The sequence below is a fragment of the Actinomyces gaoshouyii genome (assembly GCF_002072175.1).
Lineage (GTDB): Bacteria > Actinomycetota > Actinomycetes > Actinomycetales > Actinomycetaceae > Actinomyces > Actinomyces gaoshouyii.
Window position 1 is genome coordinate 50,775 of record NZ_MVIV01000004.1, and the last position, 23,506, is coordinate 74,280.

Sequence of the window (23,506 nt, forward strand, 5' to 3'; positions counted from 1 at the left end):
GCGAAGACAGGTCTCTTCACTTGTTGACGGCAACACCTGACGCACTGTCGGTCTTCCTCAGTGTTTGGAGTACCTCCAAGAGTATTTCGGTAGATACCTTCAGTTCATCTTGCTCATAGGGAGCATTGCAGCTATTCTCAGGATGATGGATAGAATTTCGTATGTAGTACGGAAGCGTTACACACTGTGGTTTGCAGGCTTGAATATCATCGCGCCGCCATTCTTTAATGGGTGGAAGATGGTGAGCATCCTTCAAGAAGGAATCAAATTTTTTTGCACTCCTACAACCAGCGAGCCTATACGCTTCTCCCCACAATTCGTCATGGAACTCAGGAGATGGAATTCCGAAAGCGAAATAGGTGATTTCTCCCCAGGAAGGATATCCCCCACTCAATACTCCGAGATCGTTGGAGTCATGAATTTTTGGGGCACCGTCACCGCGAGAAAATACAAGAAGGCGATGACCTTCGGGCCTGTATGAGCGCAGCATATATGGCGAGTGCGTGATGAGAAACAATTGTTCATTCTCCGCAATTCTTACCAAAGCCTCACTCAACTGGAGTTGCGCGCGAGGATGAAGCCAGGTTTCAGGCTCATCCAGAAGAAGTGTCAACGGCGCATGCTCTTTTGCCTCATGTTGCAGTTGTGAGTAGACTTGGATCAGCGCCAAGGTCACTGCGCGTTGCATGCCTGTACCCTTGTCGGACAGAGGGGTTTCGTAGCTTCCGTCCTTAACGAGCAGTCGCCCGCCTTTGATGAATGTAGTCGCTTCAGGGAGAGTAAAATCTAGCCGGATCTCAGCTTGGCCGTACTGCTCTTTCACACGAGCCTCGACCTGGCTCGTCATATTCTTGGTCAGTGATGCAAAGGAGTCGTCGTCCGTCGAAAATGCTGCCTCATGGGCTTCCTGAAGTGCTTTCCACTATATCTTGCTCAACTCCGTATTATCTACGCCGCCTGCAACTTACTCTCAATGATCGCTACGCAACCGCTGAGCTGCTTCTGTGGGATGGGTGCCAGTTGCCGGCGAGCATCGTCGAGGTTGCCGGCATCGACGATCCGGGCTTGCTCGACCAGCCGCAGCTGTTCCTGGCTGTAGTGTAGGCGGCCATGGCGGCAATCTGTCCAGGTGTGAGGTCGCCATCGCCCCATTCGAAGTACCCTGCATGGCACGGCATAGCGTGAGTCTAGGATGGCCAGTGAGAAGTCAGGTGATGTCCAGCAGGCACCGTAGATCACGGTTCGGCCACGAGCCTCAGGCCTACGTCCTCGCCGCTCATCAGCCTCAATGCCGATCGCCTCGGCGATGCGCTCAATGTCAGGTTGCGCTCTCCTCACGCCACCCATGTAGGTGCGGTGTACAGCCGAGGACTTCAGCGAAGGCCTGTCTCTTGGCTGCCCCAACGAGCCCCTAACAAGCGCAAGGCGATGAGCCTCGGGGCGATCATCGTCAAGGAGTTCGTCGAAGGCGGCGTGTCCACCACCGCCCGACGACCCGCCCTCCAGGACATGCTGCGCTACCTCGACGAAGAGGCGGCCGCCGGGCGGGGCATCGACTACATCATCGTGCACACGCTCGACCGCCTGGTGCGCAACCGCTACGACGACACCGCCCTGGGCCGCCACTCCAAGAAACAACCCGACTGCACCTTCCACGCCACCCTGGTCACCGACATCGAGCAAGCAGTCAGCCGACTCTACGACCGCATCCACCTCGACCCCACCAGACGCCAACAACTCCAGAGCGCCCTGCAACACCAACTGACCAGCCTGACCCAACAAACCACCGAGCAGCTCCAGGACTACACCACCCACCGCCAGCAACTGGAACGCCAACGCCACAAGCTGCTCCAAGCCCACTACGCCGACGCCATCGACCTGGACACCCTCAAAACCGAGCAGACCCGCATCACCCGCGAGCTGACCACCATCCAACGCAGACAGGCCGCCCTGAGCCAAGACCTGACCGACACCCAGCACCTCATCCGCCAAGCCCGCGACCTGGCCCAGCACGCCGCCACCGCCTACCACGGCACACCCGACCACCTACGCCGTCTGCTCAACCAAACCCTGTTCGACAAGATCTACATCACCACAAACCAAGACGCCAGTCACCTGACCACCACCGCCACCCACCAACCACCCTTCGACAGCATCCTGACCTAGACAGAAACAGACACAGACACAAACGCAGACACCCTGGACACGCAGGAGGGAGCTGAAGAGCGGAAGGGAGCTGAAGAGCAAATTGAAGAGCAAGCGGGAGCTGAAGTGGTGGGCATTCTGGGACTAGAGGCAGGGGTGCACGAGAACGGCTCAGGCCTGGGAGTCGACCTCATGAACCTCCATCCGACCCGCCAGACCAAGCCCGCAACCACCCAGAAGACCCCTCAAGCAGCTCGAGACAAGCAAAAACCCGCGCCATGGGTCAACCATGACGCGGGTTTGAGTGTGAGGTTAATGGTCGGGCTGGCGGGATTTGAACCCACGACCCCTTGACCCCCAGTCAAGTGCGCTACCAAACTGCGCCACAGCCCGTTGCCCCACGTCCTTGCGACTGGATCCATCTCCGCCGCTCGGGTCCGCTCGGAACGTGTAGAACCTTAGCCCACCGTGGCCCCGCAGGCGAAACCGGCGCGTGGTGACGCCGGTCACGACAGGGATGATGGTGGAGTCAGCCGAAGCCGCCGCGTCACGATCTAGCCGCAACCGGCCCGCGCGAGTGCCTCAGGCGCTCTCGTACCAGGCGCGGGCGCCGCCCTCGAGATTGGTCAGCGCTCCCGCGTATCCGGCGGCCTGGAGGGCCTCGATGGCCTTCTTGGAGCGGGCGCCGCCCTGGCAGGTCACGACCGTCTCCTTACCGGCGTCCAGCTCCCCGGCGCGCTCGACCACCTCCCCCAGTGGGATGTGGACCGCCCCCTCCAGGGGCATGGCGGCGATCTCGTCGGCCTCGCGCACGTCCAGGAGGGTGTAGGGCCCACCGGGCTTCTCCCCCGCCGCGATACGGGTGCGCAGCTCGGATGCGGTGATGGTGCTCATGGTCCCCTCGTCCCCTCCTCCTGGTTCAGGCGCGGCGCAGGTGTCCTCCACCGCTTCAAGGCTCGTGATGGTGGGGCTCGGCCCGCACAGGGGGCAGTCGGGGCGCTTGGCCACGGGCACCTCGCGCACGCCGGCGCCCCAGGCGTCCACGAGCAGGAGGCGGCCGATGAGGGGCTCGCCTCCCCCAATGATGAGTTTGAGCACCTCAGCGGCCTGCATGGTCCCGATGATGCCCGGCAGGACGCCGAGCACACCGGCCTGGGCACAGGACGGCACGGAGCCCGGTGGCGGTGGCTCGGGGTGGAGGCAGCGGTGGCAGGGGCCCCGGGCGGCGTCGAAGACCCCTACCTGGCCCGCCGAGTGCAGGACCGCGCCGTGGACGAGCGGGATGCCGAGCAGGGCGCAGGCGTCGCCCACGAGGTAGCGGGTGGGGAAGTTGTCGGTGCCGTCCACCACCACGTCCCAGCCCTCCAGGAGGCCCCGGGCATTGGCGGCGTCGAGCCGCTCCTCGTGGAGGATGACCTCGACATCGGGGTTGAGCGCGGTAATGGCCGACGCCGCCGAGCGGGCTTTCGAGGTGCCGACGCCGTCGGTGGTGTGGATGATCTGGCGCTGGAGGTTGGAGGCGTCGACGACGTCGAACTCGACGATCCCGAGTGTCCCCACTCCAGCGGCAGCGAGGTAGAGCGCGGCGGGCGCGCCGAGGCCGCCCGCCCCGATGAGCAGGACGCGGGCGGCCCGGATGCGCTGCTGGCCGGCGACTCCGACTTCGGGGACGAGCATATTGCGCGAGTATCGGGCGCGCTCGGCGTCGGACAGGGCTCGCAGGCGCTCGTCACTGATGACGGGCGCCCACGGGGCTCGATCCTGAGGGGGCGTGGCGGCGTTCAGTGGCGCAGCTCCCGGTAACGGCGGATGAGTGCCTGGGTGGAGGGGTCCTGCGCGGCCAGCGCCTCGGCGTCTCCCTGGACTGCCGGCGCGATCTCCAGGGCGAGCTTCTTACCGAGCTCGACGCCCCACTGGTCGAAGGAGTCAATGCCCCACACGATGCCCTGAGTGAAGGTGATGTGCTCGTAGAGGGCGATGAGCTGGCCCACGACGCTCGGAGTGAGCGCGGGGGCAAGGATCGACGTCGTCGGCTTGTTCCCGGCGAAGACCCGGGCGGGGACGATCGGCTCCGGCGTGCCCTCGGCGCGCACCTCCTCGGCGGTCTTGCCGAAGGCGAGCGCGGCGGTCTGGGCGAGGTAGTTGGACAGGAAGAGCTCGTGGACGTCGACACCGCCGTCGGTGACCGGGTGGGCGGGATTGGCCACGGCGATGAAGTCGGCGGGGACGAGCTGGGTGCCCTGGTGGATGAGCTGGTAGAAGGCGTGCTGCCCATTGGTCCCGGCCTCACCCCAGAAGACCTCGCCGGTCTCGGTGGTGACCGAGGATCCGTCCCAGCGCACGGACTTGCCGTTGGACTCCATGGTGAGCTGCTGGAGGTAGGCGGGAAAGCGGTGCAGGTACTGCGAGTAGGGCAGCACCGCGTGGGAGGCGGCGTGGAAGAAGTTGACGTACCAGACGTTGAGCAGGCCCATGAGCATGGGGGCGTTCTCGGCCGGGTCCTTGGTGGCGAAGTGCTCGTCGACGGCGTGGAAGCCGGCCAGGAAATCCGCGAAGTTCTCCGGGCCGATGGCGACGGCGAGCACGGTGCCGACGGCGGAGTCCACGGAGTAGCGCCCGCCGACCCAGTTCCAGAAGCCGAAGGCGTTATCGGGGTCGATGCCGAACTCGGCGACCTTGTCCAGGGCGGTGGAGACGGCCACGAAGTGCTTGGCGATGGCGCCTTCGGCGGCGATGCCGCGCTCGGCCAGGGCGGAGAGGAACCAGTCGCGGGCCATGCGCGCGTTGGTGAGGGTCTCCAGGGTGGTGAAGGTCTTGGAAGCGATGATGAACAGGGTGGTCTCGGGGTTGAGGCCCTTGACCTTCTCCGCGCAGTCGTTAGGGTCGATATTGGAGATGAAGCGGCACTCCAGACCGTCCTGGACGTAGGGCTTGAGGGCCTCATAGACCATGACGGGGCCGAGGTCGGACCCGCCGATGCCGATGTTGACGACCGTCTCGATTCGCTTGCCGGTCACACCGACCCACTGGCCGGAGCGCACGCGGCGCGCGAAGTCGTAGACGCGGTCGAGGACCCTGTGGACGTCGCCGACGACGTCCTGGCCGTCGACCATGAGCGCGTCGTCGGCCGGGCGGCGCAGCGCGGTATGGAGGACGGCGCGGTCCTCGGTGACGTTGATGCGCTCGCCGGCATACATGGCGTCACGGCGCCCGGGCACGTCAACCTGCTCGGCCAGAGCGACGAGGGCGTCACGGACATCGTCGGTCAGCAGGTTCTTGGACAGGTCGATGGTCAGGTCCCCGACCTGGTAGGTGAAGCGCTCGGCGCGCTCGGGGTCCTGGGCGAACCAGGCGCGCAGGTCAGGGCGCATCCCGATGTGCAGCTCGGTGAGGCGGGACCAGGCGGGCGTTGCGGTGGCATCAATAGGCGTCTGCATGCGCACAAGCCTAGCGGTTAGGCACGATGGCGTCGCGGCGCGGGTGGGTCGGATTCAGCCGGGCCCGTAGTGCGGGCGGACTAGACGGTCCCGCTATTGACGGCACAGCCCAACCCTGTTCCTGGTCATCGTCGGCTGGACTCTACTGGCTACTGGCTATCGGACTGGTCTGGTTTGTAGGGCGGCTGCCTCGTCATCGGCCCGGCCGGAGCGCCCCGATGCTCATCGCCGCCGGCGCTTCTCCCTCACGCGCACGCCGATCTGGATCGGGGTGCCCACGAAGCCGAACTCCTCGCGCAGGCGGCGCTCGATGAAGCGCCGGTACCCGGCGTCGAGGAAGCCGGTGGTGAAGATGACGATGCGCGGCGGGCGCACCTGCGCCTGAGTGGCGAAGAGGATGCGGGGCTGCTTGCCGCCTCGCAGCGGGTGCGGGGCGGCGGCCTGGAGCTCGCCGAGGAATGAGTTGAGCCGCCCGGTGGGAACGCGGGTGCCCCACCCCTCCAGGGCGGCATCGAGAGCGCGCACGAGCCTGTTCGTGTGCCAGCCGGTGGCGGCGGCGAGGTTGATGTGCGGGGCCCAGGACACATGCGCGAGGTCGTGCTCGATCTCCCACCGGAGCATTTTCTGGCGGTCCTCGTCCACGAGGTCCCACTTGTTATTGACCAGCACGAGCGCGCGCCCGGCGTCAACCGCCTGCTGGATGACGCGCACATCCTGCTCCGTCAGCGGCTCGGAGGCGTCCAGGAGGACGACGGCGACCTCCGCCTTCTCAATGGCCCCCTGAGTTCGCAGGACGGCGTAGTAGTCGGCGCCCCGCGACTGGCGCACGCGGCGGCGGATGCCCGCAGTGTCGACGAACACCCACTGGCGCCCGTCGAGCTCGATGATCTCGTCGACCGGGTCCCGGGTGGTGCCGGCCATCTCGTTGACGACGACGCGGTCCTGCCCGGCGATGGAGTTCAGCAGCGAGGACTTGCCGACGTTCGGGCGCCCCACGAGGGCGATGCGGTGCATCCGCCCCTCAGGGGCGGCAGGGGCGACGGCCGAGACCTCCGGGAGGACCTCCATGCAGGCATCGAGGACCTCACCGCTGCCGCGCCCGTGGAGGGCCGAGACGGCATAGGGCTCGCCCAGGCCCAGGTTCCACAGGGCCGCGGCGTCGCCCTCCTGGGCCGGGGAGTCCACCTTGTTGGCGGCCAGCACGACCGGCTTGCCACTGCGCCGCAGGAGGCGGACCACCCGGGCGTCGGTCTCGGTGATCCCCACCTGCGCGTCGACGACGAGCAGGACGGCGTCGGAGAGCTCCACGGCCACCTCAGCCTGGGAGGCGACGGAGGCCTCAAGGCCCTCGACGTCGACCTCCCAACCGCCCGTGTCCACGATGGTGAAGCGGCGGCCGGCCCACTCGGCGGGATAGGAGACGCGGTCGCGGGTGACGCCCGGCCTGTCCTGCACCACGGCCTCGCGGCGCCCGAGAACCCGGTTGACGAGCGTGGACTTGCCGACGTTCGGGCGACCCACCACGGCGAGCACCGGTAGCCCCGCCCCGAAGGCGGCGTCGCCGGAGGGGAGCTCCTCCTCGCCGGCGAGGAGGGCGACGTCCTCCTCCTCGAGCTCGTACTCCTCCAGGCCGGCGCGCAGGGCGTCGGCCCGCTGCTCATCATCCTGGTCGCGCTCGGCGGCCTCGGCGCGGGCGGCCTCGATGAGGCCCAGGACGTGCTCGACGGTCTCCTCGAGCGTCATGTCGGAGGAGTCCACGAGGGTGACGCCCTCGGGGGCGGTGAGGAACTGGGAGACGGTGGCGTCGTCCCGGTCACGGCGCACCACCTGGTCGCGCAGGGCCGCGGCGTCCACGCTCTTGCCCGCGGCCTTCAGGTCGCCCGCGCGGCGGGCCAATCGGGCCTCCTCGCTGGCCGTCACCAGGAGGCGGACATCGGCATCGGGGGCGATGACGGTGGTGATATCGCGGCCCTCGGCGACGATCCCCTCCCCCGCGCTGAAGGAGCGGTGAAGACCAACGGCGTCGCGGGACTCGCCCGCAATGATCTCGCGCTGGAGGCGGGCCAGCTCGGCGCGCACATCCAGGTTGGTGGCGACCTTCGAGACGACGGAGGCGATATGCGGGTCGCGGATGACCTCGGCGATGTCGACGCCATCGCAGGTCACCCCCGGGGACGTGGGATCGAGGCCCATGTCGAGGGGCATGGTGAGGATGGCGCGGGTGACGGCTCCCGCGTCCACCTCGTCGGCGGTCAGGTCGATGCCGGTGCGCTCGCACCACCAGGCGGCGGCGCGGTACATGGCGCCGGTGTCGAGGTAGGCGAGGCCCAGCGCGGCGGCGACCCGCTTGGCGACGGTGGACTTGCCCGACCCGCTCGGCCCATCGATGGCGACGACGATTCCCATATGCTCCCGGCCCTTCCTCACGATGCGCTAGCGCGCCCAACCGGTCAAGCGTCCCACATTCCCCCGCGCCCGCGCCAAAGCCGCCCCGGCCCCTCCCCCCTCACCGAGACCGGTCGAAAACAGCATCGAAACCGGTCCGGCGGGGCAGCGCTCGACTCTGGCTCCCTCTCACACCGAAGATACAGTTTCGGCCCGCAAACACGCCCTCACGCCGGAAATACCGTCCCAGCCCGCTTATGCGCCCTCATTCTCGCATTTCGAGGGCGCAACGCCGGGCTGAGACGGTATCTGCGGGCCGAGGGCCCGCCCTGCCTCAGGCGACGACGACCCGCCACCCCCGCTCATCCAGCGCGGCCTCCAGGGGCTGGGCGGCGCCGGGCAGCACGGAGATCATGGCCAGGCCTGCGCTCTGCCCGGCGGAGTGCTCCATGGCGAAGTCCTCGATATTGACTCCCGCCTCGCCGACGTCGGTGAACAGGCGGCCCAGGTAGCCGGGCTTGTCGGGGACGAGGACCTGCACCACCGCGTAGCGCCTGGGCGCCCCGCCGTGCTTGCCGGGGATGCGGGCCTGACCGGCGTTGCCGCGCCTCATGACGTCCGTAATGGCGCTAACGGCGCCGGGCGCGATCTCCTCAGCCCTGCCCGGGGCGGTGTACTTCTCGTCGGCAGTGTCAACGGCGGCCGGCTCGATCCCACTGATGAGTGCGTCGAGATCATCGCGCAGCTCCCGCAGCAGCCCGGTCACGGGACCGGCGTTGCCCACCACGATCGCGGACCACAGTCGGGGATCGGAGGCGGCGATGCGGGTCACATCCCTGATGCCCTGGCCCGCGAGCTCGAGCGCCGCCTCCGGCAGTGTCTCGAGACGGGCAGCGACGAGGGAGGAGACCAGTTGCGGCATATGCGAGACCGCGGCGACAGCGTTGTCGTGCTCGGCGGCGCCCAGGCGCAGTGGCGCCGCCCCGGCGTCCATCGCCAGGTTGCGCACGGCGATCTCGGCAGCCGGCTCGGCGCCGTCAGCGACGATCACCCAGGGGCGACCCGCGAAAAGGTCGGAGTCAGCGGCCCCCGCCCCAGAGCGCTCCCGGCCGGCCATGGGGTGCGAGCCCACGTAGCGGGAGGCCGCCGCACCGGCCCGGGCCCTCACCTCCGCGCCCACGCGCGCCTTGACGGAGGCGACGTCGGTGACCACCGCCCCCGGGTGGGCCTCCAGGGCCCCGACCGCCACTTGCGCGGCCACATCCGGCGGGGTGGCGACGACAACGAGCGCCGGCTCGGGATCCCCCTCTGCCCTCACGGTGCCGGCACCCATGTCCCGGGCCAGGGCGAGCGAGGTGGGCGAGGTGTCCCGGAGTTGGACGGGCACGCCGGCCGCCCGCAGGACGAGCGCGAGCGAGGTGCCGAGCAGTCCGGTACCGATGATGAGCACAGGGCCGCGCGTGGCGGCGGGAGGGCGCGCCGCCGGGCCTCCCCCATGCTCCTCCGCTGCCCCACCCGTCCCTCTACCGGGCGGTCCCACCTGGACGACGCGCGCCTCCAACCGGCTCATAGTCCGACCTCTCTCTGGAGTGCCGCGATCTCCTCACTGGTGAGGGCCCTCATGGCGCCGGGCTTGAGCCCGCCGAGCGCCAATGGGCCGAGCCTGGTGCGGGATAGCCGGATCACGGGGTGCCCGACGGCGTCACACATGCGGCGCACGATCCGGTTGCGCCCGGAGTGCAGGGTGATCTCCAGGATCGAGCCCGCGGGCCCGGAGTCCTTGATGACCACGCGGTCAGCGCTGATGAGGCCGTCTTCGAGCTCGATGCCGCGCTTGAGCTTGCGCGGTACCCAGGGCTCGACCCTCCCCTGGACGATCGCCACGTAGGTCTTGGAGATCTCGTAACTGGGGTGCATGAGCCGGTGGGAGAGCTCGCCGTCGTTGGACAGCAGGAGCAGGCCCTCGGTGTCGGTGTCGAGACGCCCCACGTGAACGAGCCTGATGCGCCCGCTCGCGCCGTCCCCGCGATACGCGCCCGCCCCCTGCGCTCCGCCTGTGCCCCTCCGTGAGAGCTCGTCGGCGCGCTCGGCCACGTACCGCTCCCCCAGCTCGGCGACGGTGGGCCGCCCCTCGGGGTCCTCCATGGTGGTCACGACGCCGGCGGGCTTGTGCAGCATGACGGTGAGCACGTCGGGGTCGGTGAGGATGCGCGAGCCGTCAACCCGGATCTCCTGGCGGGTGGGATCCACGCGCACCCCGGCCTCGGTGACGATGACGCCGTCAACGCTCACGCGGCCCGCGGCGATGATCGCCTCGCAGGCCCGGCGGGAGGCCACGCCCGCGTGGGCGAGGACCTTCTGGAGGCGCTGCCCGGAGTGGACGTGCGGGTCATCCTCACCGCCTCGGGAGGCCCTGCTGCGCTCGTCGACGAGCCTGGCCTCCTCGTCCTCGGCCAGGGCGCCGTCGTCGAAGGCGGCGATCTCCTCGGGCGTCAGGTCCGCGTCGCCGAGCTCCTCGATGTCGTCCTCGTCGTAGAACTCCTCTGCCCCGAAGTCGCCCAGGGGGACCTCATCATTGCCGGTGCTGTGACTGCGGGTGCTCATCGCGTCTCCGTCTCGTGCTCGATGTCCTCCAACTGGGAGGCGTCCGGGAGGTGGGGTGCCAGGGGCGGTAGCTCGTCGAGGCCGTCGATCCCCAGGTACTCGAGGAACTCGTTGGTCGTACGGTAGAGGATCGCGCCGGAGGTCTCATTGCCGGCCTCCTCGATGAGCCCGCGGGCGTGGAGGGTGCGCACGACGCCGTCGACGTTGACCCCGCGGATGGCGGCGATGCGTCCGCGGGTGACGGGCTGGCGGTAGGCGACGACGGCGAGGGTCTCCAGTGCCGCCTGGGACAGGCGCGCTGAGGCCCCGCCGACGACGAAGCTCTCGACGATCCCGGCGTGCTCGGGCGCGGAGGCGAGGCGCCAACCCCCGGCCACGCGACGCAGGATGAACCCCCGACGGCGCGCGGCCGCCCCATCCGCGGCCTCGCCCCGGTACTCGGCGGCCAAGGCCTGAAGCAGCGCCTCGGCCGCCTCGGCTCCCAGGCCCAGGGCGGCGCCGAGAGCGGCGGGCGTCACGGGCTCATCGGAGACGACGAGCACCGCCTCGGCCGCGGCCAGCAGCTCATCGCTCACAGCGCCGACCGCGGGCGCCTCCTGGCCGTCGGCCCCCGGGGCGACCTGCGCCGCCGCTCCATCCCCGCTCATGAGAACTCCTCCCCCAGGCCGTCCATGTCCGGGGCCATGATGCCCGCGGGATCGTCCTCCCCGCCGCACCACGTCACCGTGATCTCGCCCATGGCCTCGCCCTGCTCCAAGTCGACGCTGCCCTGCCGGTGGAGGATGAGCAGGCCGAGGAAGCGGGCCACGACGACGGCGACGCGCTCGGCGTCGCCCGTGAGTTCGGAGAAGGTGAGTGTCCCAGCGGCGCGCAGGCGCTGGGCGAGCACGGTGATCTGCTCGCCGACCTGGACCGCCTCGTGGAGGTGGACGGTCTGCACGCCAGGGGCGTCGGGGCGGTTGAACGCGGCCAGAGCGATGCGGGCGAGCTCAGCGGGGCCGACGGTGGCCACGAGCCTGGGCAGCAGGGAGGCGAGCTCGGGGGCGAGGGCGACGACGCGCGGGTGGGCAGTGGCCGCCGAGGCGGCCATGGAGGACAGGGCGGAGGCGGCCCGCTTGTAGGCGCGGTACTGCAGGAGGCGGGCGAAGAGCAGGTCACGGGCCTCCAACAGCTCCAGATCCTCGTCCTCCTCCCCGTCCACCTGGGGCAGGAGGCGGTGGGCCTTGAGAGCCAGGAGCGTGGAGGCCACCACGACGAACTCGCTGGCGTGCCCGAGGTCCCAATCGGCTCGCATATGGGCGATGAACTCGTCGGTGACCTCGGCCAGGGCGAGTTCGGTGACATCGAGCCGACGTCTGGCGATGAGGCTGAGAAGGAGGTCGAAGGGACCCTCGAACTGGGGCAGACTGACGGAGAAGCCGGGGAGCCTGGCGGGCCCCTCCTGCTCGGCGCCCTCGCGCCCGCCGGAGCCGGCGCGCACCCCGGCATCGAGCGCGCCGATGCCCATGGGCTCCCCCGCGCCCTCGGGCGCGGCGGCCTCCTCAGGCGACACAGCCGCGAGCGATGATCTCCCGTGCCAGGCGCCGGTAGGCCTCGGCGCCGGCGTGCGTGGGGGCGTAGGTGTTGATGGGCTCGGCGGCCACGGAGGCGTCGGGGAACTTCACCGTGCGGCGGATCCGCGTGTCGAAGAGACGCTCGCCGAAAGCCTGCTCCAGGCGCTCCAGGACCTCGCGGGAGTGCAGGGTGCGGGAATCCACCATGGTGGCGAGGATGCCGTCGATGTCGAGGCGCGGGTTGAGGCGGTCCTTGATCCGCTCGACGGTCTCCACGAGGAGGGCCACGCCGCGCAGGGCGAAGAACTCGGTCTCCAGCGGGATGATGACGCCATGGGAGGCGGTCAGCGCGTTGACCGTGAGCAGGCCGAGGGAGGGCTGGCAGTCCACGATGATGGCGTCGTAGTCGTCGACGACGGGGCGAAGCACCCGGGCGAGCGCCTGCTCGCGTGCCACCTCGTTGACGAGCTGGACCTCGGCGGCGGACAGGTCGATATTGGCGGGCACGAGGTCCAGGCCCGGCATGGAGGTCTGCTGGATGACGGGCAGGATGTCGGGGCGGGCGGCCACGAGGAGGTCGTAGATGGTGGTGTCGAGCTCATTGGCGTTGACGCCGAGCCCGGCGGAGGCGGCTCCCTGCGGGTCGAAGTCGACGATGAGCACCTTGCGCCCGTACTCCACGAGGGAGGCCCCCAGGCTGATGGTGGTCGTCGTCTTGCCGACGCCGCCCTTCTGATTGCACATGGAGATGATCCGTGCCGGCCCGTGGGACTCCAGGGGCGCGGGGGCGGGGAACTCCTTCTGCTCAGGGGCGGGAAGGTCGATCAGTCCGGGCTGCTTGGAGTCGCTCACGGGGCCAGGGTAGCGGACGGCAGTGGAATCATCAGTAGGCATCATCAGTGAGCCCGGGGGTGGCTCGTGGCGTAGACCTCCCTGAGGTGGTCGACGGTCACCTTCGTGTAGATCTGGGTGGTGGTGACCGAGGCGTGGCCGAGCATCTCCTGGACGATCCGTACGTCGGCCCCGCCGGCGAGCAGGTGGGTGGCGAAGGAGTGGCGCAGCGTGTGGGGCGAGACATGGCGGTCGGCTTGCGCACCGCCGTCCTCCCCGACGACGCCGTCGGGGACGGTGAGGGCCTCCCCGGGGGGCCGGCCGACGAGCCCGGCGCGGGCGGCGGCCTGCTGGAGGACGCTCCACGCGGTCTGGCGGGACAGGGGCCGCCCGAGCGTGTTGAGGAAGACCTCGGGCACTCCCCTGCCCTTGGAGGCCAGGCTCGGCCGCCCGCGGACGAGGTAGGCGTCGAGGGCCGCCCAGGCGTACTGTCCCATGGGGACGATCCTCTCCTTGCGTCCCTTGCCGAAGAGCCGGAGCACGCCCGAGTCGGCGTCGAGGTCGTCGACGACGAGGCCGACCGCCTCGGAGATGCGGGCCCCTGTGGCGTAGAGGATCTCCAGGAGGGCTCGGTCGCGCAGGCTCACGGGCGAGTCGTCGATGGCGGCCGCCTCCAGGAGCGCGCGCACCTCCTCGACGCTGAGGGCCTTGGGCAAGCGGCGCCCCACCTGCGGGGGGCGGACGGCCGCGGAGGGGTTGGTCGGCGTGGTGCCCTCGTCGAGGAGGAATCGGTGCCAGCCGCGCACGGCGGTGACAGTGCGGGCGGCGGAGGAGGCTGCCAGGGGGCGACCCCCGTCCTCGCCGGTGCGGATGGCCTGGGAGAAAGCGGAAACGTCCTCCTCGGCGACGCCGCCGGGCTCGGTGATGCCACGCCCCCGGAGGAACCCCGCGTATCGGGACAGGTCCCGCAGATAGGCGGCCAGGGTGTTCTCACTCAGGCCCCGCTCGACCCGCAGATGCGCGAGATACCCGCGCAGGCATCGCTCGAGGGCGTCCCCACGCGGGTCTGCCACGTGGCTGGATGGGGTGGTCAGGAGAACTTCACCAGGAGTCCGAGGCCGATGATCGTCACGCTCCAGACGAGGCCCACGCCCACGGTGATCCGGTCGAGGTTGCGCTCGGCGACGCCTGAGGAGCCGGCCGAGGAGGAGATACCGCCGCCGAACATGTCGGACAGACCGCCGCCCTTCCCCTTGTGCAGGAGGATCGACATGATGAGGAAGAAGCTCGACAGAACGAGGAGCACCTGGAGGATGATGCGGAGGATGTCCACGCCGTCGTCCTTTCATTGAGGGGGCCCGCGAGGCCCGGAAGGATCAGATACGCCGCTGACGAGCGATCGCGCGGCATGACCATGGCCGACTCTACCCGAATCGCGCGCCGGGGCCAGGGCACGCCTCCTGTGAGGTGCCCTGGCCCCGATCGCGGTTGCGTCACGGGCACCGCCCTGCCCGAGCACCGCTCAGGCGGCGGCGGATGGTGCGGCGCCCGATCCCGCTCAGGCGGCGTAGAAGCGGCACATGGCCGCGAAGGAGTCCGCCTTGAGGGAGGCGCCGCCGATGAGGGCGCCGTCGATGTCGGCCTGGGCCATGAGCTCGACGATGTTGCCGGGCTTGGCGGAGCCCCCGTAGAGCACGCGGGTGGCCTCGGCGGTCGCCTCGCCGAAGTCCTCGCGCAGGGCCGCGCGGATGGCCCCGCAGACCTCCTGGGCATCGTCGGCGGTGGCGGTCTCACCGGTGCCGATGGCCCAGATGGGCTCGTAGGCGATGACGATCTTGGCGACGTCCTCGGCGCTCCATCCCTTCAGGGCGGCACGGATCTGGCCGAGCACGAACTCGACGTGCGTGCCGGCCTTGCGGATCTCCAAGGCCTCGCCGCAGCACAGGATCGGCGTCATGCCGGCATCGAGGGCCTTGCGGGCCTTGGCGCCAACGAGCTCATCGGACTCGTTGTGGTACTCGCGGCGCTCGGAGTGGCCCATGACCACGTAGGAGCAACCGAGCTTGGTGAGCATGGCGGTGGAGATCTCACCGGTGTAAGCGCCGTTGTCGTGGATGGAGACGTCCTGGGCGCCGTACTTGATCTCCAGGTTGTCAGCGTCGACGACGGTCTGCACGGTGCGCAGGTCGGTGAAGGGCGGGATGACGACGGCCTCGCAGTTGGCGAAGTCGTGTCCGGCGTCCTTGAGCTCCATGGCGATGCCCTGGACGAGGTGGTTGGCCTCGAGATGGTCCAGGTTCATCTTCCAGTTGCCCGCCATGAGGGGGGTGCGGTTCGACATTGCGGTGGTGTCCTTCGTTGTCAGTTGGGGTGTGGGGCGGCTGGCGCGATCAGTCCTCGAGGACGGCGATGCCCGGCAGGGTCTTGCCCTCGAGGAGCTCCAGGGAGGCGCCGCCACCGGTGGAGATGTGGGAGAACGTGGTCTCGTCGAAGCCGAGGGTGCGCACAGCCGCGGCGGAGTCACCGCCGCCGATGACGCTGAAGGCGTCGGAGTCGCTGATGGCCCGGGCCACGGCCTTGGTACCGGCGGCGAAGGCGTCGAACTCGAAGACGCCCATGGGGCCGTTCCACACGACGGTCTTGGACGAGGCGATGGCCTCGCTGAAGATCTCGGCGGTCCTGGGGCCGATGTCCAGGCCCATCTGGTCGGCCGGAATGGCGTCGGAGGCCACGACGGTTGCGGGGGCGTCGGCCTTGAACTCCGGGGCTGCGACGGTGTCGACGGGCAGGAGGAGCTCAACGCCGTTGGCCTTGGCGGTAGCCAGGTAGCCCTTGACGGTCTCGACCTGGTCCTTCTCCAGCAGGGAGGTGCCGACCTCGTGGCCCTGGGCGACGAGGAAGGTGTAGGCCATGCCGCCCCCGATGAGGAGGCGATCCGCCTTGGACAGCAGGTTGGCGATGACGCCGAGCTTGTCGGAGACCTTGGAGCCGCCGAGCACCACGGTGTAGGGGCGCTCGGGGTCGTTGACGGCGCGTCCGAGGGACTCGATCTCCTTGACCACGAGCAGGCCCGCGGCGGCCGGGAGGATCTTGGCGATGTCGTAGACCGAGGCCTGCTTGCGGTGGACCACACCGAAGCCGTCGGAGACGAAGGCATCGGCGAGCTCGGCGAGCTGGGCGGCGAAGGCCTCGCGCTCGGCGTCGTCCTTGGAGGTCTCGGCGGCGTTGAAGCGCACGTTCTCCAGCAGGACGATCTCACCGGCGCTCATGGCCGCGACAGCGGCCTTGGCGGACTCGCCGACAGTGTCCTCGGCCAGGACGACTTTGACGCCGGTGACCTCGGCGAGGCGTTTGGCGACAGGGGCGAGCGAGAAGTCCGGATTGGCCTGGCCCTTGGGACGGCCGAGGTGGGCGGTGATGATGACCTTGGCGCCGGCCTCCAGGAGCCTGCGCAGGGTGGGCAGGGCGGCCTGGATGCGGCCGTCATCGGTGATGTTCCTGTCGGCGTCGAGCGGGACGTTGAAGTCGGAGCGGACGAGGACGCGCTTGCCGGCCAGGTCGCCGAGGGAATCGATGGTCTTCATGAAACCTCTCAAGGTGTGATGTGGCGTTCGAGTGAACGGTGGATGGGGATGGGTGACCGACGCCCGCGCACGCTGAGCGTGCGCGGGCGTCTTCTCATCGGGTGCTCACGGTGCTCATGACGCCGCGCCTCCCGATCGTGGGCTCAGCTCGTGCGCCGACTCAGGCGAGCTTGGAGCCGACGAGAGCGGTGAGCTCGACGAGGCGGTTGGAGTAGCCCCACTCGTTGTCGTACCAGGACAGAACCTTGACGAGGTCACCGATGACCTTGGTCTCGGTGGCGTCGAAGATCGAGGAGTGCGGGTCGCCGACGATGTCGGTGGACACGATCGGGTCCTCGGTGTACTTGAGGATGCCCTTGAGCTCGCCCTCGGCAGCGGCCTTGACGGCGGCCTTGATCGCCTCGACCGAGACCTCCTTCTCGGCCTGGAAGGTCAGGTCGGTGAGCGAGCCGGTCGGGGTGGGCACGCGCACGGCGAGGCCGTCGAACTTGCCCTTGAGCTCGGGAAGGACGAGGGCCACGGCCTGGGCGGCACCGGTCTTCGTGGGGATCATGTTGAGGGCGGCGGCGCGGGCGCGGCGCAGGTCGCCGTGCGGGGCGTCGAGGACGCGCTGGTCACCCGTGTAGGAGTGGATCGTCGTCATGATGCCGCGCACGATGCCGAAGTTCTCGTGGAGGACCTTGGCCAGCGGAGCGAGGCAGTTCGTGGTGCAGGAGGCGTTGGAGACGATGTTCATCGTCGCGCCGTCGTAGTCGCCCTCGTTGACGCCCACGACGAAGGTGCCGTCGACGTTCTTCGCGGGTGCGGAGATGACGACCTTCTTGGCGCCGGCGTCGATGTGGGCCTTGGCCTTCTCACCATCGGTGAAGAAGCCGGTCGACTCCACGACGACCTCGACACCGAGGTCGCCCCACGGCAGGTCCTTGGGGTCGCGCTGAGCGAGGACCTTGATGCGCTTGCCGTTGACGGTGATGCCGTCATCGTCGAAGGAGACCTCGCCGTCGAAGCGACCAAGGATGGAGTCGTACTTGAGGAGGTGGGCGAGGGTCTTGTTGTCGGTCAGGTCGTTGACCGCCACGACCTCGATGTCGGCGCCCTGCTCAAGCGCGGCACGGAAGAAGTTGCGGCCGATGCGGCCGAAGCCGTTGATACCAACGCGGGTGGTCACTTTGTGTCCTCCTAATGCGCCGGTGAGGCGCACGGTTACGTAGTTCCAGCGCATCAGCGATGCGCCCCGGCCCGCCGGAAGAGCTCTCAAGGGGTTCCGTGGGCCAGCGCGACGAGTCTACCGTCACAGCGCGGTGAGGCGCGAGTGGTATCCACGCCCTTGGCGAACGCTCTCGGGGCCACCGGCGTGATCTCGTCGTGACAGCCTCGGCATGGGGGACGGACGTCCCAGCCTCCTCCGGGGCGCAGGCGCCGAGCCGATGCCGGCGGCTACAGGTCGAGCATGTCCGGGGTGAGGACGGACTCGGTGTCGGGGATGCCCAGATCGTGGGCGCGCTTGTCCGCCATGGCGAGCAGGCGGCGGATGCGCCCGGCGACGGCGTCCTTGGTGAGCTGGGGGTTGGAGAGCTGCCCGAGCTCCTCGAGGCTGGCCTGCTTGTTGGCGATGCGCAGCCGGCCGGCCTCGACGAGGTGGGTGGGGATGTCATCGCCCAGGATCTCGAAGGCCCGCTCCACCCGCGCCCCGGAGGCGACGGCGGCCCGGGCGGAGCGGCGCAGGTTGGCGTCGTCAAAGTTGGCCAGGCGGTTGGCGGTTCCGCGCGACTCGCGGCGGCTGCGCCTCTCGCCCCAGGTCCTGAAGGCCTCCTTGGCGCCCATCCGGTCCAGTAGGACGCCGATGGCCTCGCCGTCGCGCACGACGACGCGGTCGGTCCCGCGCACCTCGCGGGCCTTGGCAGCCACGTCGAAACGGCGGGCGGCGCCCACGAGCGCCAGGGCCGCCTCGGAGCCCGGGCAGGTGACCTCCAGGGAGGAGGAGCGGCCCGGCTCGGTCAGGGAGCCGCGGGCGAGGAAGGCCCCCCTCCAGGCGGCGGCGGCCGAGGTGCGCACGCCGTGGACGACGGCCACGGGCATCCCGCGCACGGGGCGGCCGCGCCCGTCGACGAGTCCGATGAGGCGCGCGAGCTCCTTGCCGCGCTCACTCACGCGCAGCACATAGCGGGTACCGCGGTGCAGAGAGCCCCCTTGGACGACCATGACCTCGGGCTCCATGGAGAAGAGCTCCTTGAGGTCGTGGTGGAGGCGGCGCACTGCCCCGCCGTGGTCGAGCTCGGCCTCGACGACGATGCGCCCGGAAACGATGTGGAGCCCACCGCCGAAGCGCAGCATCGACGCCACCTGGGCGCGGCGCTGCGCGGTGCTCTCCGCGCTCACGCGCGCCAACTCGTCCTTGACGGTGACGGTCAGCGACATACCTTCCGCTCTCCTCGCTCGTGCCTGGCTGAGGGGCTGGGCCGCGTCCGGGTTCAGTCCCCCAGGGCTCCGCCGATGCCGACATCGCCCACCACGCCGTCGAAGGCGTCCCGGAAGGCGGCGGCCAGCCGCAGGGGGTCATGGTTGCACATGGAGTCCCCGGTGCGCACCTGCCGCAGGATCACAGTTGCGCCCATGGCGCCCGCAACCTCCTCGAGATCATCGAGATCCTCGATGGTGGAGGGGTCAGCGAGAACGACGTCGAGGCGCAGCGCGGGGGCGTGCTCGCGCAGGACTCTCAGGAGATCGGCCGCCGTCATGCCATCGGTCTCCCCACTCTGCGCCGTGAGATTGAGGACGACGGCCCGCCTGGCGCGGGTGGTGACGAGGGACTCGCGCAGGGAGGGCAGAATGACGTGGGGCAGGACGGAGGTGTACCAGGAGCCTGGGCCGAGCACCACCCACTCGGCCTCCTCGATGGCGCGGATGGCCTCGGGATGGGCCTGGGCGTCCTCGGGGACAACGGCGACGTTCTCGAGTCGGCCGCGCGTCCCGGCCACGGCGACCTGGCCGCTCACGCGCGCGCGCTCATCGCCGTCGACGACATCGGCCTCGATGACCAGCGGGGAGGCGCTCATCGGGATGACCCGGCCGTGGATCCCCAGCAGGCGGCCCACCCAGCCCAGCCCCTCGACCTCGTCGCCCAGGAGCTGCCACAGGGCCAGGATGAGGAGGTTGCCCAGGGCGTGGTTATCCAGCTCGCCCTCGCCGGAGAAGCGGTGCTGGAGGACATCGCGCCAGGTGAGACCCCATTCGGACTCATCGCACAGGGAGGCCAGGGCCATGCGCAGGTCGCCCGGCGGCAGGCAGTCGAACTCCTGGCGCAGGCGGCCCGAGGATCCGCCGTCGTCGGCGACGGTCACAACCGCCGTAAGCCGGTTGGTCACGTGCCGCAGGGCCCGCAGAGTGGCCGACAGCCCGTGGCCCCCTCCCAGGGCCACGACGGCGGGGCCCTCCTCCCCGCGCCGGGGCCACCCCCCGGAGTCGATGGTGGTCGGCATGGCTCACTCCCGTCCGAGGTCGCGGTGCTGGGTGTTGACGCGGAAGCCGCGCGAGCGCAGGCGCGCCGAGATGCGCTCGGCGGAGGCGACGGAGCGGTGCTTGCCGCCGGTGCAGCCCACCGCGATGGTGACGTTGGGCTTGAGCTCGTCGACGTAATGGGGCAGCGCGGGCGCGAGGAGGTCGGCGTACCCGTCGACGAAGGCCGCGGCGCCGGGCTGGCGGAACACGTAGTCGGCCACGGGATCGTCGCGCCCGGTGAGGTGGCGCAGCTCGGAGACCCAGTACGGGTTGGGGATGAAGCGGATGTCGAGGACGTGGTCGGCGTCGACGGGCAGGCCGTACTTGAAGCCGAAGCTCATGATGTTGACGCGCAGCGCGAGATCGGACTCGGTGGCCACGAGGTCTCGCACGCGGCGGGCGAGGTCGTGGACGGACAGGTCGGTGGTGTCGATGACCATGTCCGCGGCGCCCTTGAGACCGCCCAGCAGTGTGCGCTCGTGCTCGATGCCGTCGAGGATGGAGGAGGTGCCCTGCAACGGATGGGGCCGGCGGGAGGACTCGAAGCGCCGCACCAGAACGGCGTCGGAGGCGTCGAGGAAGAGGACGCGCACATTGGTCCCGCTCTCGCGCAGCTCGGCGAGGTAGCGCATGAAGTGAGCGAAGAACTCCCGGCTGCGCACATCGACGACGGCGGCCAGCCGGTGGACGCCCGCGCCGACGGTGGTCATCATGCCCGCCAGCGCCGGCAGCAGTTGGGGCGGGAGGTTGTCGACGACGTACCAGTCGAGGTCCTCCAGGGCGTTGGCGGCCCGGGAGCGACCGGCCCCGGACATGCCGGTGACGATGATCATCTGGGGGCTCGTGGCGGGGGCCACGGGAGGCGCCTCCTCGTCGATCCGGGGGATCTCGATGGGTACCGTATCCTGGCGGGGCCCAACGGCCCGGTCGCCGTCTGCGTCGTCCTCGCGCCCGGAGGACCGGGGCCGTGGCGTGCGATGGTTCTCCATGGGCCAAGCATGGCATGACGGGCAGGGCTGTAGCCTGCTCCTGCTCACCGGGATCGCACTCCGGTGAGCCCTCGGAGGAACACCCGCCCCGCGTCGCCAGGACGCTCGGGCGCCGACCTCGGATACAGGAGTCACGCGCATGAGCATCAGCGCCGCCCCCACTGCTTCGACCACCGGGCCCGGCGGGCCCGCCCCGCTCGGCACGCCGTGGACACCGCGCGCCACCCGGGTGGCGCTGCTGGGCTCGGGCGAGCTCGGCAAGGAGGTGGCGATCGCGCTGACGCGCCTGGGCGTGGAGGTCATCGCCATCGATCGCTATGACGGCGCTCCCGCCCAGCAGGTCGCGCACAGCGCGTTGACCATCGATATGTCCGACGCGCACGAGCTGGCCGCGGCGATCCGCTCCTGCGGGGCGCGGGTGGTCGTCCCGGAGATCGAGGCACTGGCCACGGACGCCCTCGAGGCCCTGGAGTCCGAGGGCATCCGGGTGGTGCCCTCGGCGCGCGCCGCGCGGCTGACGATGGACCGCGAGGCCATCCGGCGCCTGGCGGCCGAGGAGCTGGGCCTGCCCACGAGCCCCTACGTCTTCGCCTCCTCTGCGGCTGAGCTGCGCGCAGGCGCCGAGGAGGTCGGACTGCCCTGCGTCGTCAAGCCGGTCATGTCCTCCTCGGGGCACGGGCAGTCCGTGGTGGGCTCGGCCGATGAGCTGGATGCGGCCTGGCGGCGCGCCGCTGAGGAGGGCAGGGTGGACCGGGGCCGGGTGATCGTGGAGGGGCTCGTGCGCTTCGACACGGAGATCACGCTGCTCACGGTGCGCTCGCGGGACGCAGCGACGGGCGGCACGGTGACCTCGTTCTGCGAGCCGATCGGCCATCGGCAGGCGGGCGGGGACTACGTGGAGTCGTGGCAGCCGCAGGCCCTGCCGGCACGCGCGCTGACGCGCGCCCGTGAGATGGCCGAGAGGATCACCGCCGCCCTGGGCGGCTGGGGCGTGTTCGGGGTGGAGCTGTTCATCAGCGGCGAGGAGGTCCTGTTCTCGGAGGTCTCGCCGCGCCCGCACGACACCGGCATGGTGACGATGGCGAGCCAGCGCCTGTCCGAGTTCGAGCTGCACGCACGCGCCCTCCTGGGTCTGCCCGTGGACACGGCGCTGCGCTCGCCGGGGGCCTCCGCGGTCATCAAGTCCCCGGGCGCGTCGGCCCCGGGCGAGGGCGCCCGCTTCGACGGCGTCGCCGAGGCGCTGGCCGTGCCGGGAGCCGATCTGCGGATCTTCGGCAAGCCGGAGGCCCATGAGGGCCGCCGCCTCGCGGTGGCGGTGGCCGAAGGCGTGACAGTGGAGGAGGCGCGCGACCGCGCCACGCGCGCCGCCGGCTCCATCCGCGTCCTCCTCCAACCGCCCCTCCCATCGAGACCGGTCGAAAACAGCATCGAAACCGGTCCGCCCTCCGCAGGCCGGGCAGGGGAGGTCCCTCCCACGGGGTAGTGGTTCCAGACGGCGCAGGTATCGCCCGCTACTCCCCCGCCGGGGTGGAGGAGCCGAGGAGCCGTGCGATATGGATAGCCAGATAACTGATCTCGTCCGGCCTGACCGTGATCCTGATCCGCTCCTGGAGGAGCGAGGCCACCTCCTCGGCGAGCCTGAAGGCGTCGGGATAACGCCCGCGCAGGGACGCGGCGATGATATCGGCGGTTCCATCGTCGATCTGAGCGCCGGTGCGGGCACGGGCGAGGAAGTAGCGCAGGTGGGTGGCGAAGCGGGCGGCGTGGATGGAGCCCTGATCGATACCGTCGGGCGCGGCGCGGTCGATCAGCTCGATGGCCCGGGTCACGATCCGGGACTGCGCCGCGGCTTCCTGGAGGGAGCCGGCCCCGGTGGAGGCGGCGAAGAGGTGGAGCGCGAGGGCGAAGGCCTCGCCGTCGGGCAGGCGCACGGCCTGGGAGGCATTGAGGCCGGCCACCATCCGCTCGGCCAGGCGCAGTTCCTCGGGATGGAGGTGGGCGACCTCGGCCCGCAGGGGGTAGTCCATCCGCTCGCCGCGCCGGGCGCGTTCGAGCGCCTGGTGGACGTGGTCGACGACGGCGATGAGGCCCGCCGAGGTGATCGTGGCGCCGAGGTTCTTGAGCGCCTGGGTGAAGACCTCCTCGATGAGGGCGATGCGAGCGAGCGGGATCTCGGAGAGCATCTGGCCGACGAGGCCGGCGTCCTGCGCAGTGACGTAGCGGCGGGCGATGAGGGACTCGTCGAGGTCCTGGCCCGCCTTGCGCCCGAAGGCGAGTCCCCGGCCCGTGGCGACGACCTCGCGCCCCAGGGCATCACGGGCCAGAACGACATTGTTGTTGAACACCCGCAGGATTCTCACTCCCCGAGTGTGCCACACCATACCCGCCCCTGACCGGGACCGGTCGAGAACGGCGTCGAAACCGATCCTCTCTCGACAGGCCCAGGGGCGGGCGCGCTCCGTGCCCTTCCTGCGCCGGCT

General features: G+C 69.8%; 20 protein-coding genes and 1 tRNA gene. 2 read left to right on the plus strand and 19 right to left on the minus strand.

The window, feature by feature from the left end; genetic code table 11:
* Positions 1-16: 16 nt before the first annotated feature.
* Complete coding sequence (locus B1H50_RS04810) at positions 17-847, minus strand: ATP-dependent nuclease (protein WP_080462652.1); 831 nt, start codon at positions 845-847, stop codon at positions 17-19.
* A 581-nt stretch (positions 848-1,428) separates the two neighbouring features.
* Between B1H50_RS04810 and B1H50_RS04815 the strand changes: the two genes are divergently transcribed.
* The gene (locus B1H50_RS04815) at positions 1,429-2,166 is read left to right on the plus strand and encodes a recombinase family protein (protein ID WP_080462653.1); all 738 of its coding nucleotides are present in this window, start codon (positions 1,429-1,431) and stop codon (positions 2,164-2,166) included.
* Between the two features lie 295 nt (positions 2,167-2,461).
* Here B1H50_RS04815 and B1H50_RS04820 read toward each other — a convergent pair.
* From B1H50_RS04820 to rapZ, 17 genes are all read right to left on the minus strand, one after another.
* Positions 2,462-2,538, minus strand: a tRNA-Pro gene (locus B1H50_RS04820).
* 189 nt (positions 2,539-2,727) lie between these two features.
* A complete protein-coding gene (locus tag B1H50_RS04825) occupies positions 2,728-3,822 on the minus strand; it encodes a ThiF family adenylyltransferase (RefSeq protein ID WP_229657917.1) in 1,095 nt (364 codons plus the stop codon).
* A gap of 104 nt (positions 3,823-3,926) precedes the next feature.
* Entirely contained in the window at positions 3,927-5,582 is a 1,656-nt protein-coding gene (gene pgi / locus B1H50_RS04830; RefSeq protein WP_080462655.1) for a glucose-6-phosphate isomerase, read from the minus strand.
* Between the two features lie 222 nt (positions 5,583-5,804).
* Complete coding sequence (gene der, locus B1H50_RS04835) at positions 5,805-7,988, minus strand: bifunctional cytidylate kinase/GTPase Der (RefSeq protein ID WP_080462656.1); 2,184 nt, start codon at positions 7,986-7,988, stop codon at positions 5,805-5,807.
* A gap of 313 nt (positions 7,989-8,301) precedes the next feature.
* Positions 8,302-9,537, minus strand: a complete 1,236-nt coding sequence (locus B1H50_RS04840; protein ID WP_080462657.1) for a prephenate dehydrogenase — start codon at positions 9,535-9,537, stop codon at positions 8,302-8,304.
* Positions 9,534-10,571 (minus strand): pseudouridine synthase, encoded by a 1,038-nt coding sequence (locus tag B1H50_RS04845; RefSeq protein WP_080462658.1) that lies wholly within the window; start codon positions 10,569-10,571, stop codon positions 9,534-9,536. Before B1H50_RS04845 ends, B1H50_RS04840 begins: the two co-directional genes overlap by 4 nt.
* Positions 10,568-11,218 carry an SMC-Scp complex subunit ScpB gene (gene scpB / locus B1H50_RS04850; protein WP_080462659.1) on the minus strand — a complete coding sequence of 217 codons (651 nt, stop codon included), beginning with the start codon at positions 11,216-11,218 and terminating at the stop codon, positions 10,568-10,570. Before scpB ends, B1H50_RS04845 begins: the two co-directional genes overlap by 4 nt.
* Positions 11,215-12,078: a segregation and condensation protein A gene (locus tag B1H50_RS04855; RefSeq protein WP_095532489.1), complete on the minus strand. Its 864-nt coding sequence runs from the start codon at positions 12,076-12,078 to the stop codon at positions 11,215-11,217. The genes scpB and B1H50_RS04855 overlap by 4 nt, the downstream gene beginning before the upstream one ends.
* 34 nt (positions 12,079-12,112) lie before the next feature.
* Positions 12,113-12,976 (minus strand): ParA family protein, encoded by an 864-nt coding sequence (locus B1H50_RS04860; RefSeq protein ID WP_080462800.1) that lies wholly within the window; start codon positions 12,974-12,976, stop codon positions 12,113-12,115.
* A gap of 44 nt (positions 12,977-13,020) precedes the next feature.
* On the minus strand, positions 13,021-14,028 hold the full coding sequence (locus B1H50_RS04865) for a site-specific tyrosine recombinase XerD (RefSeq protein WP_229657916.1): 1,008 nt from the start codon (positions 14,026-14,028) through the stop codon (positions 13,021-13,023).
* 17 nt (positions 14,029-14,045) lie between these two features.
* The gene (secG, locus tag B1H50_RS04870) at positions 14,046-14,288 is read right to left on the minus strand and encodes a preprotein translocase subunit SecG (RefSeq protein WP_080462799.1); all 243 of its coding nucleotides are present in this window, start codon (positions 14,286-14,288) and stop codon (positions 14,046-14,048) included.
* A 225-nt stretch (positions 14,289-14,513) separates the two neighbouring features.
* Positions 14,514-15,296, minus strand: a complete 783-nt coding sequence (tpiA, locus tag B1H50_RS04875; RefSeq protein ID WP_080462661.1) for a triose-phosphate isomerase — start codon at positions 15,294-15,296, stop codon at positions 14,514-14,516.
* 49 nt (positions 15,297-15,345) lie between these two features.
* Positions 15,346-16,539: a phosphoglycerate kinase gene (locus tag B1H50_RS04880; protein WP_080462662.1), complete on the minus strand. Its 1,194-nt coding sequence runs from the start codon at positions 16,537-16,539 to the stop codon at positions 15,346-15,348.
* A 160-nt stretch (positions 16,540-16,699) separates the two neighbouring features.
* A complete protein-coding gene (gene gap / locus B1H50_RS04885; RefSeq protein ID WP_080462663.1) occupies positions 16,700-17,707 on the minus strand; it encodes a type I glyceraldehyde-3-phosphate dehydrogenase in 1,008 nt (335 codons plus the stop codon).
* Positions 17,708-17,976: 269 nt separating this feature from the next.
* Positions 17,977-18,957 carry a DNA-binding protein WhiA gene (gene whiA, locus B1H50_RS04890; protein ID WP_080462664.1) on the minus strand — a complete coding sequence of 327 codons (981 nt, stop codon included), beginning with the start codon at positions 18,955-18,957 and terminating at the stop codon, positions 17,977-17,979.
* Positions 18,958-19,010: 53 nt separating this feature from the next.
* A complete protein-coding gene (locus tag B1H50_RS04895) occupies positions 19,011-20,018 on the minus strand; it encodes a gluconeogenesis factor YvcK family protein (protein ID WP_080462665.1) in 1,008 nt (335 codons plus the stop codon).
* Positions 20,019-20,021: 3 nt separating this feature from the next.
* Complete coding sequence (rapZ, locus tag B1H50_RS04900) at positions 20,022-21,026, minus strand: RNase adapter RapZ (protein ID WP_188640712.1); 1,005 nt, start codon at positions 21,024-21,026, stop codon at positions 20,022-20,024.
* Between the two features lie 139 nt (positions 21,027-21,165).
* On the opposite strand from rapZ, the gene purT reads away from it, so the two are divergent.
* Positions 21,166-22,509, plus strand: coding sequence for a formate-dependent phosphoribosylglycinamide formyltransferase (gene purT, locus B1H50_RS04905; protein WP_229657915.1), 1,344 nt, complete (start codon positions 21,166-21,168; stop codon positions 22,507-22,509).
* Positions 22,510-22,537: 28 nt separating this feature from the next.
* Here the strand turns inward: purT and B1H50_RS04910 are convergent, their stop codons facing one another.
* The gene (locus tag B1H50_RS04910; RefSeq protein ID WP_080462803.1) at positions 22,538-23,386 is read right to left on the minus strand and encodes a PRD domain-containing protein; all 849 of its coding nucleotides are present in this window, start codon (positions 23,384-23,386) and stop codon (positions 22,538-22,540) included.
* Between the last annotated feature and the right edge of the window lie 120 nt (positions 23,387-23,506).